Raw genomic sequence first — 15,115 nt, 5'->3', positions numbered from 1 at the left:
CCCTGATGCCATCGTGCAGCCGATCATGGTTTTCAACCTAGTGGCGGTTCAGCAGTTGATCAATGATTTTTGCCTTGCCCGGATCGGCATAAAAACTGGCTGGTACGATCAGGGTGCCTTTGCTGCCATCTTTGGCTTCGATCATGTAAATCGTGGCATCATCGCCAGGGTCGGTGCCGGTATCAACGCTTCTGCTGTGAACAATACGCAAATCGCTCACCGGATAGACCGGACCATCGCCATCACGCTGCACGCCTGTGTCGGTACAGACAAAATTATGGGTAAAACCATGTTCTACGGCGTTGTTCTGTAGCTCGGACAGGTTCATAACGCTCTCCTTGGCTGGTTATCGTGCGTTTTTAACGTTCTAGCGTGCCTTGTGTTCCCGATAGTTCCTGATTGTTGATGACGCGCTTTAAGGTGCAGTGTTACATTTAAATGTGGCATTCCGCTGTCAGTTTCGTCAAACAATCCTTGCATCAGGAAAAGTTGGACCTTGCCTGCAGATGCGTTTGCCGTGTCTGGCTCAGAGGTCGCGCTTCATGCCTTCATGACTGGAAACAAAACCCAGCCTTTCATAAAAGCGGTGGGCGTCCTTGCGGCTTTTGTCGGTGGTAAACTGCATCAGGCTGGCCCCCAGCGCACGCGAGATGTCTATTGCATGCAGGATCAATGCTTCACCTATTTTCTTGCCGCGATGATGCGATGATATCCGCACCCCTTCAATTTGCGCACGCAAACGCCCCTGGCGCGACAGGCCGGGGATCAGGGTCAGTTGCAGGCAGCCAACGATTTCGCTATCGAGAATGGCAAGCAGATATTTATTGGGCAGGGAATCGCTGCTGACCGATTCCATCGCCTCAAAGGCGCGGTAATAAAGTTCGGGCAGCGGGTCGGAAATCTGCTCGCGGGTTTTGCCTTTTTCATCATCGGCCAAAAGGGCCACGATGGCCGGAAGGTCCGAGCGGACAGCATAACGAAACATCAGATTCTGCATGGGCATTCCCGGTAAAAAGACGCACGGTTTGGCGATAATTGGTGGGGGGATGACAGTGTTTCAGCCAAATGCCCTGCCAACCGCGTATCTGGCAGGGAATTTGCGCCAGACCGGACTTAATAACCGGTGTCACGATCCACCAGACCGGCAGGGGTTTCGCCCTTTTCCAGGCGGTCAATATTATCGGCAATCTGGTCCACCGCCGGGCCGATGCGGGTGGCAGCGGCAATATGCGGTGTTAATCTTATTTTAGGATGATTCCAGAAGGGATGGCCCTTTGGCAGCGGTTCGTTCCGCGCGACATCCAGAAATGCCCCGCGCAGATGGCCGGTATCGACCAGGCGCAACAGGTCCTCTTCGACAATGGCGGTCCCGCGGGACGCATTGATAATGGCGGCATTGGCGGGCAGTTTGGACAGGCGCGCACTGTCAAGCAGGCCCTCGGTCTGGCGGGTGCGCGGCAGAAGGCAAATCAGAATATCGCTTTGGCCCAAAAACTCGTCCAGGGTTTCATCCCCGGCAAAGGTGGCGACATTTTCAATCGCTTTCATACGGCGGCTCCAGCCCGACACATGAAAACCAAGGTTCGACAGGCTGGTGGCAACAGCCGCCCCCAGCGCACCAAGGCCCATGACCCCCACACGAAAGTCGCTGATTTCGGCCACATCATGCGGGTGCCAGTCGCCCTCTTTTTCATGGCGCAGGTAATGGTCAAAATCGCGCATGAAATGCAGGGTGGCATAAATATGATATTCAATCATTTGCTGGGCCATGCCGGCATCTTCCAAACGAATGATCGGGACATCCTCGGGCAGTGACGGGGCAGAAAGCACATGTTCCACCCCGGCGCCAAGCGAGAAAATGGCGCGGATATTTTCCAGATTCTTGATCATGCCCTGGGGTTGTTTCCACAACAGGGCATAGTCAATTTCCGCCGGATTATAATCCTCGTCCTGGGTGTAAATGGTGGCGTCGGGCAGCCGCGTCGTCATTGCCTCTTTCCAGCGGGTTTCGTCGCCTTGCGAGGCGATAAGAATTTTGCGTGGCGCAGACGCAGACATGGCTGCTCTCCTTTTTTTGGTTTTGTTGCGGTGTATTTATATAACGCAACGGGGTAAGGCTGCGTTCCCGGACCATTTGACTGGATCGCTGGGGAAATACTATCAGTGGGCAAAAATCATTGCCGGATCGCGGAAGGTTTTAAATTCCAGGCCATTCCCCGCCGGATCACTGACAAAGAACGTGCCCTGCTCGCCCGGTTCGCCAACAAAGCGGATTTTGGGTTCCAGCAGGAAGGGAATGCCGGCATTTTTCAAGCACTCCGCCAGGTCATGCCATTGCTGCCATTCCAGCACCGCGCCAAAATGCGGGATCGGCACGGCATCGCCATCCACGGTACCATGACCGGCATTTTGCCCGGCATCGGCGCGGACATGGGCCGAAAGCTGATGGCCGAAAAAGTCAAAATCGATCCAGTTTTCAGTCGAACGCCCCTCCTCGCATCCAAGGATGTCAATATAGAAGGCGCGGGTATCGGCAATGGACTTGATCGGGAAGGCCAGATGAAAGGGCGGGATCTTCATGACGTTACTGTCCGGAAAATGAAGGATATTTGCTTGTGACTGTAAATCAGAATGATAACAGCGACAAAGCCTGAAATCGGCCCTGCCCCGTTTCCTCTGTTCAGCAAACACGGGACTTTGCTGAACGTGGTTTAATTCTGTGTGGTCTGGCGCTGATAGAGGCTGTGTAATTCATAATCCTTGTTGGGACCGGTGACTTTAATTCTGGTTTCAAAATGATTGGTGTCCTGCCAGATCATGCGATGATGATACATGTCATTGCCGCACGGGTGATGATCCTGGGCGAAAAGGCTGTTTTCCGGGTTATTGCTATTGGATATGTTCGCCGGGCTGAAACTCAGCAGCACATAGCGATTGCCAAAACCGACCGGGTCGCGAAACAGCAATTCGATGGCATCGTCGTGCAGCACAAAATCATATTCCCGGTAGCCCTCGAATTTTTGTCCGTCAAAACGGTGCAAAACCCCTTCTTCCCGATAGCGCAGACTGTTTTTGGCACTGTCAGTTGCGATAAAAAACCGTGCTGTCCCCATGAAGTGCCCCATATCCCCCATGTCACGTTCAAGATTCCAGTCCCCGTGCAGACTGTTAAAAACGCGATGGACGGGAAGGTCGGGTTTGGTGGCCATAACGGTCCTTTAGTGGCTTGCGAACGTGTCTGGCAGAATGGTGCAGGATAAATCCAGACCCCGTTTATTTTATTTCGATAGCAAAATGGCATGTATGATTCTCATCAGGGACATGCCATTTGATTGTCGATGAAAGTGGATATACCAGCCCGGATCGGATCGGGCATAAAAGCGGATCAGTCCTTGGGCAGCATCAGGCCCAGTTTTTTACCGCCAATGATATGAATATGCAGATGTGGCACATCCTGGCGGCCGTGTTCACGGGTATTGGCAATCAGGCGATAGCCATCCTCGGCAACACCAGCCGCTGCCGCGATTTTGCCAATCGCCCTTGTATAGGCGATAATTTCCGCATCCGACGCATTTTGGGCAAAATCGTCATAGGAGGTATAGGCCCCCTTGGGAATCACCAGAATATGGGTCGGGGCCTGCGGGGCAATATCGTGGAAGGCCAGCACATGCTCATCTTCAAAAATCTTGTTACACGGAATGTCCCCGCGCAGGATTTTGGCAAAGATATTTTCGGGATCATAGGGTTTTACGGCCATCGGAAATCTCCTGAAACAGACGGGATATGACCCGGATTATTGGCGACGCGATGCCTTTTCGGCAATACCGGAAATGCCTTCACGTTTGGCAAGAATGGCCCAGACATCCTCGGGCTTCACCCCCTGATCGGCCCACAGCACCATCAGGTGATATAACAGGTCGGCACTTTCGGAGGCCACATTTTCCGGGCCTTCCGCCAGGGCGGCAATCACGGTTTCAACGCCCTCTTCGCCTACCTTTTGCGCGATTTTGCGCGTGCCCTTGCTAAACAGTTTGGCGGTATAGCTTTCTTCGGGGTCTGCCCCCTTGCGGGCGGCCACGGTTTCATACAAACGATCCAGAATGTCGCCATTCAGTGCTGTGGTCATTTTTTCCGTCCTGCTTATTGTTCTGGCCCTTGGCAAAGCGTGGCTGAATCACAATATCCAGAAAAATGTTCTATTTCCGAAATGTTATGCGTCGCGGACCGGAATGCCCGCTGCCTTCATGTGATTTTTGACATCGCGGATGCGATAGGTGCCAAAATGGAAAATCGATGCTGCCAGCACCGCCGAGGCATGGCCCTCTGTAACCCCTTGAACCATATGGTCAAGTGTGCCAACACCACCCGATGCGATGACGGGAACCGACACGGCATCGGCAATGGTGCGGGTTAGCGGAATGTTAAAGCCCGACTTGGTACCGTCGCGGTCCATCGAGGTCACAAGCAATTCACCGGCACCATATTCCGTCATTTGTTTCGCAAAAGAAACGGCATCTATTCCGGTTTCGTTACGACCACCGTGGGTGAAAATCTCGAATTTGTCCGGTCCGGTGGATTTGGCATCGATGGAAACCACAATACATTGCGAGCCAAATTTGCGCGCAGCCTCGCGCACAAAATCCGGGTTTTTCACCGCGGCGGTATTGATTGAAACCTTGTCCGCTCCGGCCAGCAGCAATTTGCGAATATCTTCAAGGGTGCGCACACCCCCGCCCACCGTCACGGGCATAAAGCAGGCCTCGGCGGTGCGGGCCACCACATCAAAAATGGTATCGCGGTTATCGCTTGATGCGGTGATATCCAGGAAACAAAGCTCGTCCGCCCCTTCGGCATCATAGATGCGGGCCTGTTCGACCGGGTCGCCCGCATCGATCAGATCGACGAAATTCACCCCTTTGACCACGCGGCCATCCTTGACATCCAGGCAGGGTATTACACGGGTTTTCAGCATGTCGTTTTCCTGTCGTTATGCCAGCGCGGCAATGGCCTGGGCCAGGTCAATGCGGCCATCATACAGCGCACGGCCTGAAATGGCGCCGTCAATTCCAGCATCGGCCCGGGCCTTGATGGCAAGAAGGTCTTCCAGCGAGGAAACCCCGCCCGAGGCAATGACCGGGGTTGAAATTGCCTTGGCCAGGGCGACGGTTGAGTCGATATTCGGGCCGCCCATGGCTCCGTCACGGTCAATATCGGTGAAGATGATGGCCGTTACCCCGCAATCCTCGAATTTCCGGGCCAGCTCAAGGGCGGTGATTTCCGATGTTTCGGCCCAGCCTTCAACGGCAACAAAGCCATCGCGGGCATCAATGCCAACAGCAATACGTCCCGGCCATTTTGCGCAGGCTTCCTTGACAAAGTCCGGGTTGCGCAGCGCTACCGTGCCCAGAATGACGCGGTGAACGCCCTTGTTCAGCCAGTAATCAACGGTTTCCATATTGCGGATACCGCCACCAAGCTGCACCTTGGCGCGTGTGCCAACGGCGGCCAGAATGGAATCAACCGCCGCCCCATTGACCGGTTCACCGGCAAAGGCCCCGTTCAGGTCCACCACATGGACCCAATGGCATCCTTTATCGACAAATTCCGCTGCCTGGCTGCCGGGATCGTCGTTAAAGACGGTGGCCTTGTCCATGTCGCCACGCAACAGGCGAACGCAGGCCCCGTCTTTCAGGTCAATTGCCGGATAAAGGTTCACTGTTCGGATTCCTGTATTTTCTTGGTGTAGTAATAGCCTTCGACCATTTTGCCGTCGATCATGGCGTAATAGGGATTAATGCCCCAGCGCACATATCCCATGCTGTGATAAAGGGCGATGGCCGCCGTTTGGGTTTCGCGCAAATCCAGTTTCAGCACGCTGTAACCTTTTTGCCGGGCGAAATATTCAATCGCGCGCACAATCGCCTTGCCATTGCCCCGGCCCCGTGCCCAGGGTGCAACAAAATGCCCGGTAATTTGCGCGGAATGGCGTTGGGATTCCAGGTTGGCTGGCGTTTCAATAAGTTGTGCCGCCCCCGAAATGACCCCGTCCACGCGTGAAACAAACAAATGCCGTCCTGGCATGATCAAAACGCCGCGCCAGTATTTTTCCATTTCCGGGCGACCGGGCGGGGTTAACCAGCCAAAGCCGCCGCCTTCGACAATAGCCTGAATACAGGCATCCACAATGTCCGACAGGTCGCCGGGCGAAAGCTCGGTGACATGTTCGGCATAAACATTCGGGTTCAGGGTGACGCTGGGTCCGCTCATGGTCTCCATCCCAGGAAATTCCCGATCAGGGTCAATCCTGTTTTCTGGCTTTTTTCCGGGTGAAACTGTGTCCCGATCATATTGTCACGCCCGACAATGGCTGTAATTTCGGTTCCGTAATCAACCCGGGCCAAACGCTGTGACGGGCTGGTGATACGCATATGAAAACTATGGACAAAATAGGCGTGATCGCTGCTGGAAATGCCCGTAAGAACCGGGTGGTTTTCTCCGGTATCATCAAGGCGCAATTCATTCCAGCCCATATGCGGAATTTTAAGGGACGGGTCATCGGGTTCAATGGCAACAACCTCACCGTCAATCCAGCCCAGACCTTCGGTGTCGGTAAATTCACGGCCAACCTTTGCCATCAATTGCATGCCAACACAAATGCCCATAAAGGGTTTTCCCCCCTTAATGACCTGTTCTTCAAGCATGTCCACCATGCCTTCGACCGCATCCAGGCCAGCCCGGCAATCGGCAAAGGCACCAACACCGGGCAGGACGATATGGCTGGCATCGCGCACATGATGCGGGTTGTCGGTGACGACAACATCAAGGGCAAGGCTGTTTTCGCGGGCCGCCCGCTCGAATGCCTTGGCGCAAGAACGCAGATTGCCTGAACCGTAATCAATAATCGCGACGGTCATGGGGTGGGGGTGCTCCCGTAATAGGACGAAACAGGGGTCGGAGTTACGGCGGTATGTTTCACCGCCCGATGCACATATTGGTAAAGGGCATCTTTTTCGCTGCTGCTGGCAATGATATCCACCATTTTCCAGCCCTGCTTTGCCAGTTTGCGCCGGCGCAGGTCATTGGCAATCAGACCAAAGCCGATGGCAACCACGACATTGAGCCAAAACTCCATTTCTGGCCCGCCATTGGCGAGATGAATCGTCAGATTGACGAGGCCGGAAACCACCAGCAGAGCGATAAAAGCCAGCCATTGCCGGTGAAACAGCGCCCACAGGCCGGTCAGCAGAAAGGCCCAGAAATTGAAACCTTCACGTACCAGCACCGCATCTTCGATCGGATCGGCCTGGCCGGGATTGATATGAACGGTATAAACCTTCATCGAAATTCAGACTTTCGTCCCGGAACCGGTTAATCGGCCCCGGAATGGATTGGCCTGGACGGCAGGCCGGAAAACGGGACGTTTACAGTGACCCGCCCAGAACACCCTTTGTTGACGGAATGGCATCGGATTTGCGCGGATCAATTTCGATCGCATCGCGCAGCGACCGCGCCAGCGCCTTGAAGCTGCTTTCGATAATATGGTGATTGTTTTCACCATACAGGTTTTCGACATGCAGCGTGATGCCTGCCGCCTGGGCAAAGCCCTGAAACCATTCGCGAAACAGTTCGGTATCCATATTGCCGATCTTGTCACGGGTGAAGGTGACATTCCAGATCAGATACGGACGACTGGAAATATCCAGCGCAACACGGGTCAGGGCTTCGTCCATTGGCAGAAGGCAGCTTCCATACCGGGTGATGCCCTTTTTATCGCCAAGGGCCTTGGCAAAGGCCTGTCCAATGGCGATGCCGGAATCCTCGGTGGTATGGTGGAAATCGATATGCAGGTCGCCCTCGGCGCGAACCGTCAGGTCCATCAGGCTGTGGCGTGAAAGCTGTTCAAGCATGTGATCCAGAAACCCCACACCGGTTTTGATGTCATAGACACCGGTGCCGTCCAGATTGACCTCTGCGGTGATCCGGGTTTCGTTGGTATTGCGCTCTACGCGGGCCTTGCGCATGCAAAGGCTCCTTTCCTGCAAAATCAATGCGTCTGTCTGCTGGTTATTTAGCAACATCGCATCTGAATTGCCAGTTTAACCGCATACGCAATGGCCGCAAAAAAACATCCAGGGTTAAAAACAGCACAGTCCGGCAGGCCGGCAACGCCCAACCCCTTGACCCTGCCTTTCTACGTGCTAACTCTTGACCGGAACATGTAAAGGCCAATTTCAGGAAGTTTTCATGAGCGATCAATCGCAGCAAAGCTGGCACGGGACGACAATTCTTTCCGTTCGCAAGGGTAATCAGGTGGTGATTGCCGGTGACGGGCAGGTGTCCCTGGGTCAGACCGTGATCAAGGGCAATGCCCGCAAGGTGCGCCGTATCGGCCAGAAGCAGGACATTATTGTCGGCTTTGCCGGGGCCACCGCCGATGCCTTTACCCTGCTTGAACGGCTGGAAGCCAAACTGGAGCGCCATCCCGGCCAGACCATGCGCGCCTGTGTCGAATTGGCAAAGGACTGGCGGACCGACCGTTATTTGCGCCGTCTTGAAGCCATGATGGCCGTTGTTGACCGTGATATTTCACTGGTTCTGACGGGCATGGGCGACGTTTTGGAACCTGAAGACGGCATTATCGCCATTGGATCGGGCGGGAATTATGCCCTGTCGGCGGCCCGTGCCCTGATTGACCAGGACATGGATGCCGAGGAAATTGCCCGCCGGGCGATGAAAATTGCCGGTGATATTTGTGTTTACACAAATGGCAGTATCACCCTTGAAAAACTTGATGAGGCAAAGGACGTCGCCTGAGCGAGACGTCTGTCATCCGCGCCGTGATTGCCCATTATGGGGATCATCGCGTTACAAACCGGACCAAAATACATGACACAGCAATTCAGCCCGCGCGAAATTGTTTCAGAACTTGATCGCCATATCATCGGACAAAAAGAGGCCAAGCGCGCCGTTGCGGTGGCCCTGCGCAATCGCTGGCGTCGCCAGCAACTGACCGAGCCGATGCGCGGCGAAGTTCTGCCGAAAAACATTCTGATGATCGGCCCGACCGGGGTGGGTAAAACCGAAATCGCCCGCCGCCTTGCCAAACTGGCCGACGCCCCCTTTCTGAAGGTCGAAGCGACCAAATTTACCGAAGTCGGCTATGTCGGGCGCGATGTCGAACAGATCATTCGCGATCTTCTGGAAGTTTCCATCGATCTGACCCGCTCGATGATGAAACGCAAAGTTACCGCCAAGGCGGAACTCCAGGCCGAGGAACGGATCCTTGACAGCCTGGTCGGTGAAAATGCCTCTGCCGAGACGCGCCAGAAATTCCGCAAGAAATTGCGTGAAGGCGAATTGCAGGATAAGGAAATCGAGATTCAGGTGCAGGAAAGTGCCTCGACCTCGATGCCGACCATTGATGTGCCGGGTATGCCGGGCGCGCAGATGGGGATGCTGAACCTGTCCGATATGTTCGGCAAAGCCTTTGGCGGCCAGACCAAGGCCAAACGCATGAGCGTGGCCGAAGCCTTTGAGCGTTTGATCGAGGAAGAATCCGACAAACTTCTCGACATGGAAAAGGTGACAGCCGAAGCCATCGAGAATGTCGAGCAGAACGGTATTGTCTTCCTGGACGAGATCGACAAGATCACCGCGCGGTCCGAACGCGGCGGAGATGTGTCGCGCGAAGGCGTACAGCGCGACCTGCTGCCCCTGATCGAGGGTACGACGGTTTCCACCAAGCATGGCACGGTGAAAACCGACCATGTGCTGTTTATCTGCTCGGGGGCGTTCCATCTGGCAAAACCGTCGGACCTGTTGCCGGAATTGCAGGGACGCTTGCCGATCCGGGTTGAGCTGAAGGCGCTGACGGAAGCCGATTTCCGCAGCATCCTGCTGGAACCGGAAGCATCGTTGATCAAGCAATATATCGCCCTGATGGGCACCGAAGATGTGTCGCTGGAATTTAGCGATGATGCGATTGACGAAATCGCCCGCATTTCGGCGCTGGTGAATGAAACGGTTGAAAATATCGGGGCCCGTCGCCTGCATACGGTTCTCGAAAAGCTGCTTGATGATATCAGCTTCACCGCCACCGATCGTTCGGGTGAAAAGGTGGTGATTGACGCACAATATGTGCGCGATCAGGTCGAGGAACTGTCGAAAAACACCGATCTATCGAAATTCATTCTCTAACCGTAATGGTCGGGGTTTTTCGACCTGCATGATTAACTTTAAAAGGCCGGCGCATTTATCGCGTCGGCCTTTTGCGTTTGCTTTTGCTAAAAAAGCACTTTTGGCGAACGGCGTGCCGAAATCTTGATAGGGAGGTGGCATTTTGCTACCTTTTATTCAGGTGGCATTTTGCCACTTTTGGTCAGATGAGCGCAAGGAGGTGATCATGCCGCAATCTGTGAAACTGTCTGACGAGATTATGGCCCTGGTTCGGCATGAGGCGGATATTCACAGTCGTTCTGTTGCCGGGCAGATCACTCATTGGCTGAAAATCGGACGGGCAATTGAACATTCCGGCAGTTTTGACCATGCCAAAATTACGGCAGCACTTGAGGGTGCCCGCGATACAACCGAATTGAGCAGCGAAGAAGAAGCATTTTGGCTTGATGGTTTTGTCACGCAAATGGCGCAACCCTCTGATTCGGAACAGGCGTTTTTTGCCAAACGCCGAAAGCTGGGACAGGGTGTCGGCCTGGATGCAGGCGGTAATTTGTGTTTTGCCAAAAATGATGATGTGGCATGAAACCCAGCCTTGTTTTGTTGGCCGGGCCAAACGGTGCGGGCAAGTCCACCTTTTATCAAACCCGTATTGCGCCGCATTTTGCCGGTCCTTTTATCAATGCCGATATTATTCAGCGTGACGAGCTAAAGGATCGGTCGCCTGAAGCTTCTTACGATGCGGCAAGGATTGCGGATGATCGTCGATCCCGAATGCTGGAACTGCGCAAAAGTTTCGCAACGGAAACCGTTTTTTCCCATCCCTCCAAGTTGCAGTTTATCGATGACGCCAAAGGGCGGGGTTATATCGTTATCGTTGCACATGTGGGTGTGGAGAGTGCCGATCTTTCGGTGGCACGGGTCAGGGAACGCACCCGGGAAGGCGGACATGATGTGCCCGAGGATAAAATCCGGGCGCGCTATGATCGGGGGAAACCCTTGATTAGGGATGCCGTTTTGCGGGCGGATCGGGGTATGGTTTTTGATAATTCCAGGCTTAATCAGCCGCCGCAGCAGGTTTTGCTGTTTGCCGATGGCCGCCTTGTGCAGGCTGCGCCGATCCTGCCAAACTGGGTTTTGACAACCTACGATGCGGATCTGTCGCGATAGGTGTTTTTGTCACGCCCGATGAAGTTTATGGACATTATCGCCGGTCCGGGCAGGCAGATAGACGGTAAAGACCGATCCCTTGCCCACTTCGCTTTCGATGGTCATGGTGCCGCGATGGCGCTGAACCAGGTGTTTGACAATCGCCAGGCCAAGGCCGGTGCCGCCGACTGCGCGTGAGCGGGCGGTATCAACCCGGTAAAAACGTTCGGTCAGGCGGGGTAAATGTTCGCGGGCGATGCCATCGGACTGGTCACAGACCGAAACCGACATGATGCGGCTGTGACGATAGCGCGCCAGAGCGGCAGGCGGGTTTTTCGCCAGATCAATTTTGACATCGACCGTGCTGTCCTGATGCCCGTATTTGATGGCATTTTCGATCAGGTTCTGGAAAACTTGGATCAGTTCCTTTTCTTCGCCAATCGTGTGGGTGTTTTCGAGATTGGTGGTGACACGGATATCCATGTTTTTGGCATCCGCCTTGACCTTGAGGGCCATTGCCACCTTGTCGATAATGGTGCTGACATCACAATCGTTCGAGGGGGGTGTGTGTTCATTCAGCTCGATCCGGGCCAGCGAGAGCAGATCTTCAACAAGGCTTTGCATGCGTTGCGCCTGATCACGCATCACCGGCAGGAACTGCCCCAGGGCATCGGGGTCATCCTTGGCCGGGCCTTCCAGGGTTTCGATAAAACCCAGCAAGACCGAAAGCGGGGTGCGCAATTCATGCCCGGCATCGGCGGCAAAATCGGCGCGCATCTGTTCAACCTTGCGCAGTTCGGTCAAATCACTAAAGGACAGCACGAAATTGCGGTTGCCGGTTTCGGCGGGCAAATGGGCGGTCAGAACATCAAAATGGCGCTGGGCGTCGCTCGACATCACAAATTCGGTATGCTGCATTTTGCGACGGCCCGATGATACCGTATCAAAGGCATCGAGCAAAATGGGATCGCGGATAAAGCGGGTCAGGTCATAACCGGTTTCCAGATTGTGAAACAGCGACTTTGCCGCCTGGTTAAAGCCGGTAACGGTGCGCTGGCGATTGACCATAATCACCGGATTGGGCAAATGATCGAGAATTTCGGCATCGGTGCTGGTTTGCGCTTCCAGCGTGATGATGCGTTCGCGAAAGGCGGTTGTGATCTGGGTATAAAGCGAGGAAAGCTCTGCGGCGGCCTCGAATGTCATGCGCTGGGGCGGGGTGCCGCGAAAATGATCGCGCAGGGTGGCCGCATAGCGCGCCACGGCCCGCAAGTCCTTGAAATAGATACGCAGCAGTCCGACAACGCCCAGCCAGGACGCCCCGGCGGCAATAATGGCAAGCCCCCAGGCAATCTGGTCGGATGCCGCGAGCAATACCAGAATGGCCGTAGGCGGAATGTTGAGTGCAAACGCGGTTGCGAGCAGTTGCCGAAAGCCCAAGGGTTTCTCCAGATCAAAACGCCAGCCTTAAAATGGCGATATAAATTTGGCCTACCATGATGATGTAAGAGTGAATATCAAATCAACTTTAGATGACAGTTTTCAATTCGTTGAAAAATATCGGATTTTTCATGTGAAAAATGCCGCCGCGTTTGAAAACGGGGCGGCATTGGGCCGAGTCGTATCGTAAAACCCGTTAAATGATGCTGGCCCCGTCGTCAAAACTCATGCGGGGGCTGCGATCAAACAGTTTTGCAGGGTCGCCATAGCCGATATTGATCATGAAATTGGTTTTGACGGCGGTACCGGCAAAAAATTCGCGGTCAACCCCATCGGCATCAAAGCCGGACATTGGCCCGCAATCCAGGCCAAGTGCGCGTAATGCCATAATCAGATAGGCCCCTTGCAGGCTGGCATTGCGAAAGGCGGTGGCCTGGATCAGTTCCTCATTGCCAACAAACCAGGAACGGGCATCGGCATGGGGGAACAATGCAGGCAGCTTTTCATAAAATTCCATGTCTTGGCCGATAATCGCCGTTACCGGGGCCGTCATGGTTTTGGCGCGATTGCCTTCCGCCATCAGCGGTTCAAGGCGTGCCTTGGCGTCGCTGCTTTCGACAAACACAACGCGCATCGGTTCACAATTGGCGCTGGTAGGGCCCATCACGGCAATATCCCAGGCCTGTTTCAACAGGGCGCGGTCCACCTTTTTATCGAGCCAGCCATTATGGCTGCGTGCGTCATGAAACAGAATATCGAGCGCTTTTTGATCAATCATTGCGAAAACTTTCCGGATTGTTCAGAATTCAAGAGTAATCAACCTCTTAAGAATAGCCTATGCAATTTACATGGCAATGAGAAGGCTGGACCCGTGATGCCCCAGAGGCCGCACCTGTTTTGGTTCTGGAATGAACAGGACAGCAACATCCGTGCCAGTGTAAAGGTGCCTGTGTCAAATGTCATGAATACAGGTTTTACAATATTCAACGGCAGGAAAATGCCGAAAACCAAAAAACATTTGGGGGACCGGCAAGGGCGTCATCGTGCTTTGCCACAATATCGCGATAATGGCGCTGTTTCATGGCGCCAATCGATGCACATATTATTGAATGGCATGGAAAAACCAATGCAGATGACTAAAAATACGTTGCGGCTTGACGCACGGGCAAAAGCAGAAAAACGTCCTTATGCCAAAATGCGTCACGCATTTTGGGGCGTTGCCGGTGTGCTGGTTTTCGCTTTGGCGGTTCCTGCCTGGGCGCAGTCGGATACGGCGACGCAAAAGGCGGCGGATGTCAGCGCCAATTCTGGTGGCAGTGCCAGCAGCGATGTGCAGGCAAAGCCCTCCGCGAGCAAGGACGATTCCTCGGCGGTGGTCTTCATGTATCACCGTTTTGGCGAAAGTGATTATCCCTCGACCAATATTACGCTGGACCAGCTTTCGGCCCATATCGCCGAACTGGAAAAACCCAAATATCATGTGATGGATGTGGCAGACATCGTTGCAGCGATTGCCGATGGCAAGGCCCTGCCAGATCGTGCCATTGGCATTACGGTGGATGATGCCTATCGCAGTTTTTATTCCCAGGCCTGGCCAATGTTCAAAAAGGCGGGGTTGCCGGTCACGGTGTTTGTTTCCACCAGCCAGCTTGATGATGGTTATGAAAGCTACATGACCTGGGACATGGTGCGCGATCTGGTCAAGCAGGGGGTAAAAATTGGCGGTCATAGCGACAGCCACGCCCATTTATCCTCTATCCCGATTGCGGATGTGAAGGCGGAACTGGCAAAATCGGCCCAGCGGTTCAAACAGGAGCTGGGCTTTGTGCCTGAATTGTTTGCTTACCCCTATGGCGAAGCCAGCAGCGATGTGCAGCAGGCGGTGCGCGATGCGGGCTATAAGGCCGCCTTTGGCCAGCAAAGCGGCGGGTTTGATAAAACCGCTGATATGTTCTATCTGCCGCGCTTTGCCCTTAATGAACATTACGGGTCACTCGACCGGTTTGAACTGGCGGCAAATTCCCTGCCGCTGGATGTTTCCGATGTGACCCCGGCGGATTATACCCTGCAACGCAATCCGCCCGCCTTTGGCTTTACCCTGTTGCAACCGGCCAGGGATGTGCAATGTTATCCGTCTGACGGGACCGCAACCCTCAGCCGTCTGGGCGAGGAACGGGTGGAAGTCCGCCTTGACGGTCCGGTGTCACCGGGGCGCTGGCGGATTAATTGTACCGCTGCCGGCCCGGATGGCCGCTGGCGCTGGCTCGGGATGCTTTATACCGTTCCCAAAGGCATTGAAAACCCCGGTTAATTCCGGGGTTTTCCCTTATTTACGTATCATTTTCGTTTTTTG

At 54.3% G+C, this 15,115-nt stretch carries 20 protein-coding genes; 5 read left to right on the top strand and 15 right to left on the bottom strand.

Going from position 1 to position 15,115, the window contains the following annotated elements; genetic code table 11:
• Nucleotides 1-37: 37 nt before the first annotated feature.
• The 13 genes from TH25_RS00665 to hisB all read right to left on the bottom strand — a co-directional run bounded on the left by TH25_RS00665 (nt 38) and on the right by hisB (nt 8,021).
• A complete protein-coding gene (locus TH25_RS00665) occupies nt 38-328 on the bottom strand; it encodes a phosphoribosylpyrophosphate synthetase (protein ID WP_114086506.1) in 291 nt (96 codons plus the stop codon).
• Nucleotides 329-526: 198 nt separating this feature from the next.
• The gene (locus tag TH25_RS00660) at nt 527-997 is read right to left on the bottom strand and encodes a GNAT family N-acetyltransferase (protein ID WP_114086505.1); all 471 of its coding nucleotides are present in this window, start codon (nt 995-997) and stop codon (nt 527-529) included.
• A 116-nt stretch (nt 998-1,113) separates the two neighbouring features.
• Nucleotides 1,114-2,058, bottom strand: coding sequence for a 2-hydroxyacid dehydrogenase (locus TH25_RS00655; RefSeq protein WP_114086504.1), 945 nt, complete (start codon nt 2,056-2,058; stop codon nt 1,114-1,116).
• A gap of 102 nt (nt 2,059-2,160) precedes the next feature.
• On the bottom strand, nt 2,161-2,580 hold the full coding sequence (locus TH25_RS00650) for a VOC family protein (protein ID WP_114086503.1): 420 nt from the start codon (nt 2,578-2,580) through the stop codon (nt 2,161-2,163).
• Between the two features lie 131 nt (nt 2,581-2,711).
• Complete coding sequence (locus tag TH25_RS00645) at nt 2,712-3,209, bottom strand: DUF6314 family protein (RefSeq protein ID WP_114086502.1); 498 nt, start codon at nt 3,207-3,209, stop codon at nt 2,712-2,714.
• Between the two features lie 176 nt (nt 3,210-3,385).
• A complete protein-coding gene (locus TH25_RS00640; RefSeq protein ID WP_114086501.1) occupies nt 3,386-3,757 on the bottom strand; it encodes an HIT domain-containing protein in 372 nt (123 codons plus the stop codon).
• 36 nt (nt 3,758-3,793) lie between these two features.
• A complete protein-coding gene (locus tag TH25_RS00635; RefSeq protein WP_114086500.1) occupies nt 3,794-4,126 on the bottom strand; it encodes a phosphoribosyl-ATP diphosphatase in 333 nt (110 codons plus the stop codon).
• An 84-nt stretch (nt 4,127-4,210) separates the two neighbouring features.
• Nucleotides 4,211-4,972: an imidazole glycerol phosphate synthase subunit HisF gene (gene hisF, locus TH25_RS00630; RefSeq protein ID WP_073955064.1), complete on the bottom strand. Its 762-nt coding sequence runs from the start codon at nt 4,970-4,972 to the stop codon at nt 4,211-4,213.
• Nucleotides 4,973-4,987: 15 nt separating this feature from the next.
• Nucleotides 4,988-5,716: a 1-(5-phosphoribosyl)-5-[(5-phosphoribosylamino)methylideneamino]imidazole-4-carboxamide isomerase gene (hisA, locus tag TH25_RS00625; RefSeq protein ID WP_114086499.1), complete on the bottom strand. Its 729-nt coding sequence runs from the start codon at nt 5,714-5,716 to the stop codon at nt 4,988-4,990.
• Nucleotides 5,713-6,267 carry a GNAT family N-acetyltransferase gene (locus TH25_RS00620; RefSeq protein WP_114086498.1) on the bottom strand — a complete coding sequence of 185 codons (555 nt, stop codon included), beginning with the start codon at nt 6,265-6,267 and terminating at the stop codon, nt 5,713-5,715. The genes hisA and TH25_RS00620 overlap by 4 nt, the downstream gene beginning before the upstream one ends.
• The gene (gene hisH / locus TH25_RS00615) at nt 6,264-6,914 is read right to left on the bottom strand and encodes an imidazole glycerol phosphate synthase subunit HisH (RefSeq protein ID WP_114086497.1); all 651 of its coding nucleotides are present in this window, start codon (nt 6,912-6,914) and stop codon (nt 6,264-6,266) included. Before hisH ends, TH25_RS00620 begins: the two co-directional genes overlap by 4 nt.
• Nucleotides 6,911-7,339, bottom strand: coding sequence for a DUF2628 domain-containing protein (locus TH25_RS00610; protein WP_114086496.1), 429 nt, complete (start codon nt 7,337-7,339; stop codon nt 6,911-6,913). The genes hisH and TH25_RS00610 overlap by 4 nt, the downstream gene beginning before the upstream one ends.
• 82 nt (nt 7,340-7,421) lie before the next feature.
• The gene (hisB, locus tag TH25_RS00605) at nt 7,422-8,021 is read right to left on the bottom strand and encodes an imidazoleglycerol-phosphate dehydratase HisB (RefSeq protein ID WP_114086495.1); all 600 of its coding nucleotides are present in this window, start codon (nt 8,019-8,021) and stop codon (nt 7,422-7,424) included.
• Between the two features lie 223 nt (nt 8,022-8,244).
• On the opposite strand from hisB, the gene hslV reads away from it, so the two are divergent.
• The 4 genes from hslV (at nt 8,245) to TH25_RS00585 (ending at nt 11,343) form a co-directional block, all read left to right on the top strand.
• A complete protein-coding gene (gene hslV / locus TH25_RS00600; RefSeq protein ID WP_114086494.1) occupies nt 8,245-8,814 on the top strand; it encodes an ATP-dependent protease subunit HslV in 570 nt (189 codons plus the stop codon).
• 72 nt (nt 8,815-8,886) lie between these two features.
• On the top strand, nt 8,887-10,197 hold the full coding sequence (gene hslU / locus TH25_RS00595) for an ATP-dependent protease ATPase subunit HslU (protein ID WP_114086493.1): 1,311 nt from the start codon (nt 8,887-8,889) through the stop codon (nt 10,195-10,197).
• A 205-nt stretch (nt 10,198-10,402) separates the two neighbouring features.
• Complete coding sequence (locus tag TH25_RS00590; RefSeq protein WP_114086492.1) at nt 10,403-10,759, top strand: TA system antitoxin ParD family protein; 357 nt, start codon at nt 10,403-10,405, stop codon at nt 10,757-10,759.
• Nucleotides 10,756-11,343, top strand: coding sequence for an ATPase (locus tag TH25_RS00585; RefSeq protein WP_114086491.1), 588 nt, complete (start codon nt 10,756-10,758; stop codon nt 11,341-11,343). The genes TH25_RS00590 and TH25_RS00585 overlap by 4 nt, the downstream gene beginning before the upstream one ends.
• A gap of 9 nt (nt 11,344-11,352) precedes the next feature.
• On the opposite strand, the gene TH25_RS00580 is transcribed toward TH25_RS00585, so the two are convergent.
• Together TH25_RS00580 and TH25_RS00575 are read right to left on the bottom strand one after the other, a co-directional pair.
• On the bottom strand, nt 11,353-12,762 hold the full coding sequence (locus tag TH25_RS00580; protein ID WP_114086490.1) for an ATP-binding protein: 1,410 nt from the start codon (nt 12,760-12,762) through the stop codon (nt 11,353-11,355).
• 196 nt (nt 12,763-12,958) lie between these two features.
• Nucleotides 12,959-13,540 carry a malonic semialdehyde reductase gene (locus tag TH25_RS00575; RefSeq protein ID WP_114086489.1) on the bottom strand — a complete coding sequence of 194 codons (582 nt, stop codon included), beginning with the start codon at nt 13,538-13,540 and terminating at the stop codon, nt 12,959-12,961.
• A gap of 354 nt (nt 13,541-13,894) precedes the next feature.
• Here TH25_RS00575 and TH25_RS00570 point away from each other — a divergent pair, with 354 nt between their 5' ends.
• Nucleotides 13,895-15,073 (top strand): polysaccharide deacetylase family protein, encoded by a 1,179-nt coding sequence (locus TH25_RS00570; RefSeq protein WP_258548967.1) that lies wholly within the window; start codon nt 13,895-13,897, stop codon nt 15,071-15,073.
• Nucleotides 15,074-15,115: the final 42 nt, after the last annotated feature.

This window comes from Thalassospira profundimaris, assembly GCF_003326755.1.
Lineage (GTDB): Bacteria > Pseudomonadota > Alphaproteobacteria > Rhodospirillales > Thalassospiraceae > Thalassospira > Thalassospira profundimaris_B.
This window is presented reverse-complemented; position numbering and strand designations above follow the sequence as displayed.

Excerpts from the sequence above, each read along its gene's own strand:
- TH25_RS00650 (WP_114086503.1), bottom strand. The coding sequence starts at position 2,580 with ATGAAGATCCCGCCCTTTCATCTGGCCTTCCCGATCAAGTCCATTGCC.
- TH25_RS00575 (WP_114086489.1), bottom strand. The coding sequence starts at position 13,540 with ATGATTGATCAAAAAGCGCTCGATATTCTGTTTCATGACGCACGCAGC.
- TH25_RS00610 (WP_114086496.1), bottom strand. The coding sequence starts at position 7,339 with ATGAAGGTTTATACCGTTCATATCAATCCCGGCCAGGCCGATCCGATC.
- hslV (WP_114086494.1), top strand. The coding sequence starts at position 8,245 with ATGAGCGATCAATCGCAGCAAAGCTGGCACGGGACGACAATTCTTTCC.
- TH25_RS00620 (WP_114086498.1), bottom strand. The coding sequence starts at position 6,267 with ATGAGCGGACCCAGCGTCACCCTGAACCCGAATGTTTATGCCGAACAT.
- TH25_RS00665 (WP_114086506.1), bottom strand. The coding sequence starts at position 328 with ATGAACCTGTCCGAGCTACAGAACAACGCCGTAGAACATGGTTTTACC.
- TH25_RS00590 (WP_114086492.1), top strand. The coding sequence starts at position 10,403 with ATGCCGCAATCTGTGAAACTGTCTGACGAGATTATGGCCCTGGTTCGG.
- TH25_RS00585 (WP_114086491.1), top strand. The coding sequence starts at position 10,756 with ATGAAACCCAGCCTTGTTTTGTTGGCCGGGCCAAACGGTGCGGGCAAG.
- TH25_RS00570 (WP_258548967.1), top strand. The coding sequence starts at position 13,895 with ATGACTAAAAATACGTTGCGGCTTGACGCACGGGCAAAAGCAGAAAAA.
- TH25_RS00640 (WP_114086501.1), bottom strand. The coding sequence starts at position 3,757 with ATGGCCGTAAAACCCTATGATCCCGAAAATATCTTTGCCAAAATCCTG.
- hslU (WP_114086493.1), top strand. The coding sequence starts at position 8,887 with ATGACACAGCAATTCAGCCCGCGCGAAATTGTTTCAGAACTTGATCGC.
- TH25_RS00645 (WP_114086502.1), bottom strand. The coding sequence starts at position 3,209 with ATGGCCACCAAACCCGACCTTCCCGTCCATCGCGTTTTTAACAGTCTG.
- hisH (WP_114086497.1), bottom strand. The coding sequence starts at position 6,914 with ATGACCGTCGCGATTATTGATTACGGTTCAGGCAATCTGCGTTCTTGC.
- hisB (WP_114086495.1), bottom strand. The coding sequence starts at position 8,021 with ATGCGCAAGGCCCGCGTAGAGCGCAATACCAACGAAACCCGGATCACC.
- TH25_RS00635 (WP_114086500.1), bottom strand. The coding sequence starts at position 4,126 with ATGACCACAGCACTGAATGGCGACATTCTGGATCGTTTGTATGAAACC.
- TH25_RS00660 (WP_114086505.1), bottom strand. The coding sequence starts at position 997 with ATGCAGAATCTGATGTTTCGTTATGCTGTCCGCTCGGACCTTCCGGCC.
- TH25_RS00655 (WP_114086504.1), bottom strand. The coding sequence starts at position 2,058 with ATGTCTGCGTCTGCGCCACGCAAAATTCTTATCGCCTCGCAAGGCGAC.
- hisF (WP_073955064.1), bottom strand. The coding sequence starts at position 4,972 with ATGCTGAAAACCCGTGTAATACCCTGCCTGGATGTCAAGGATGGCCGC.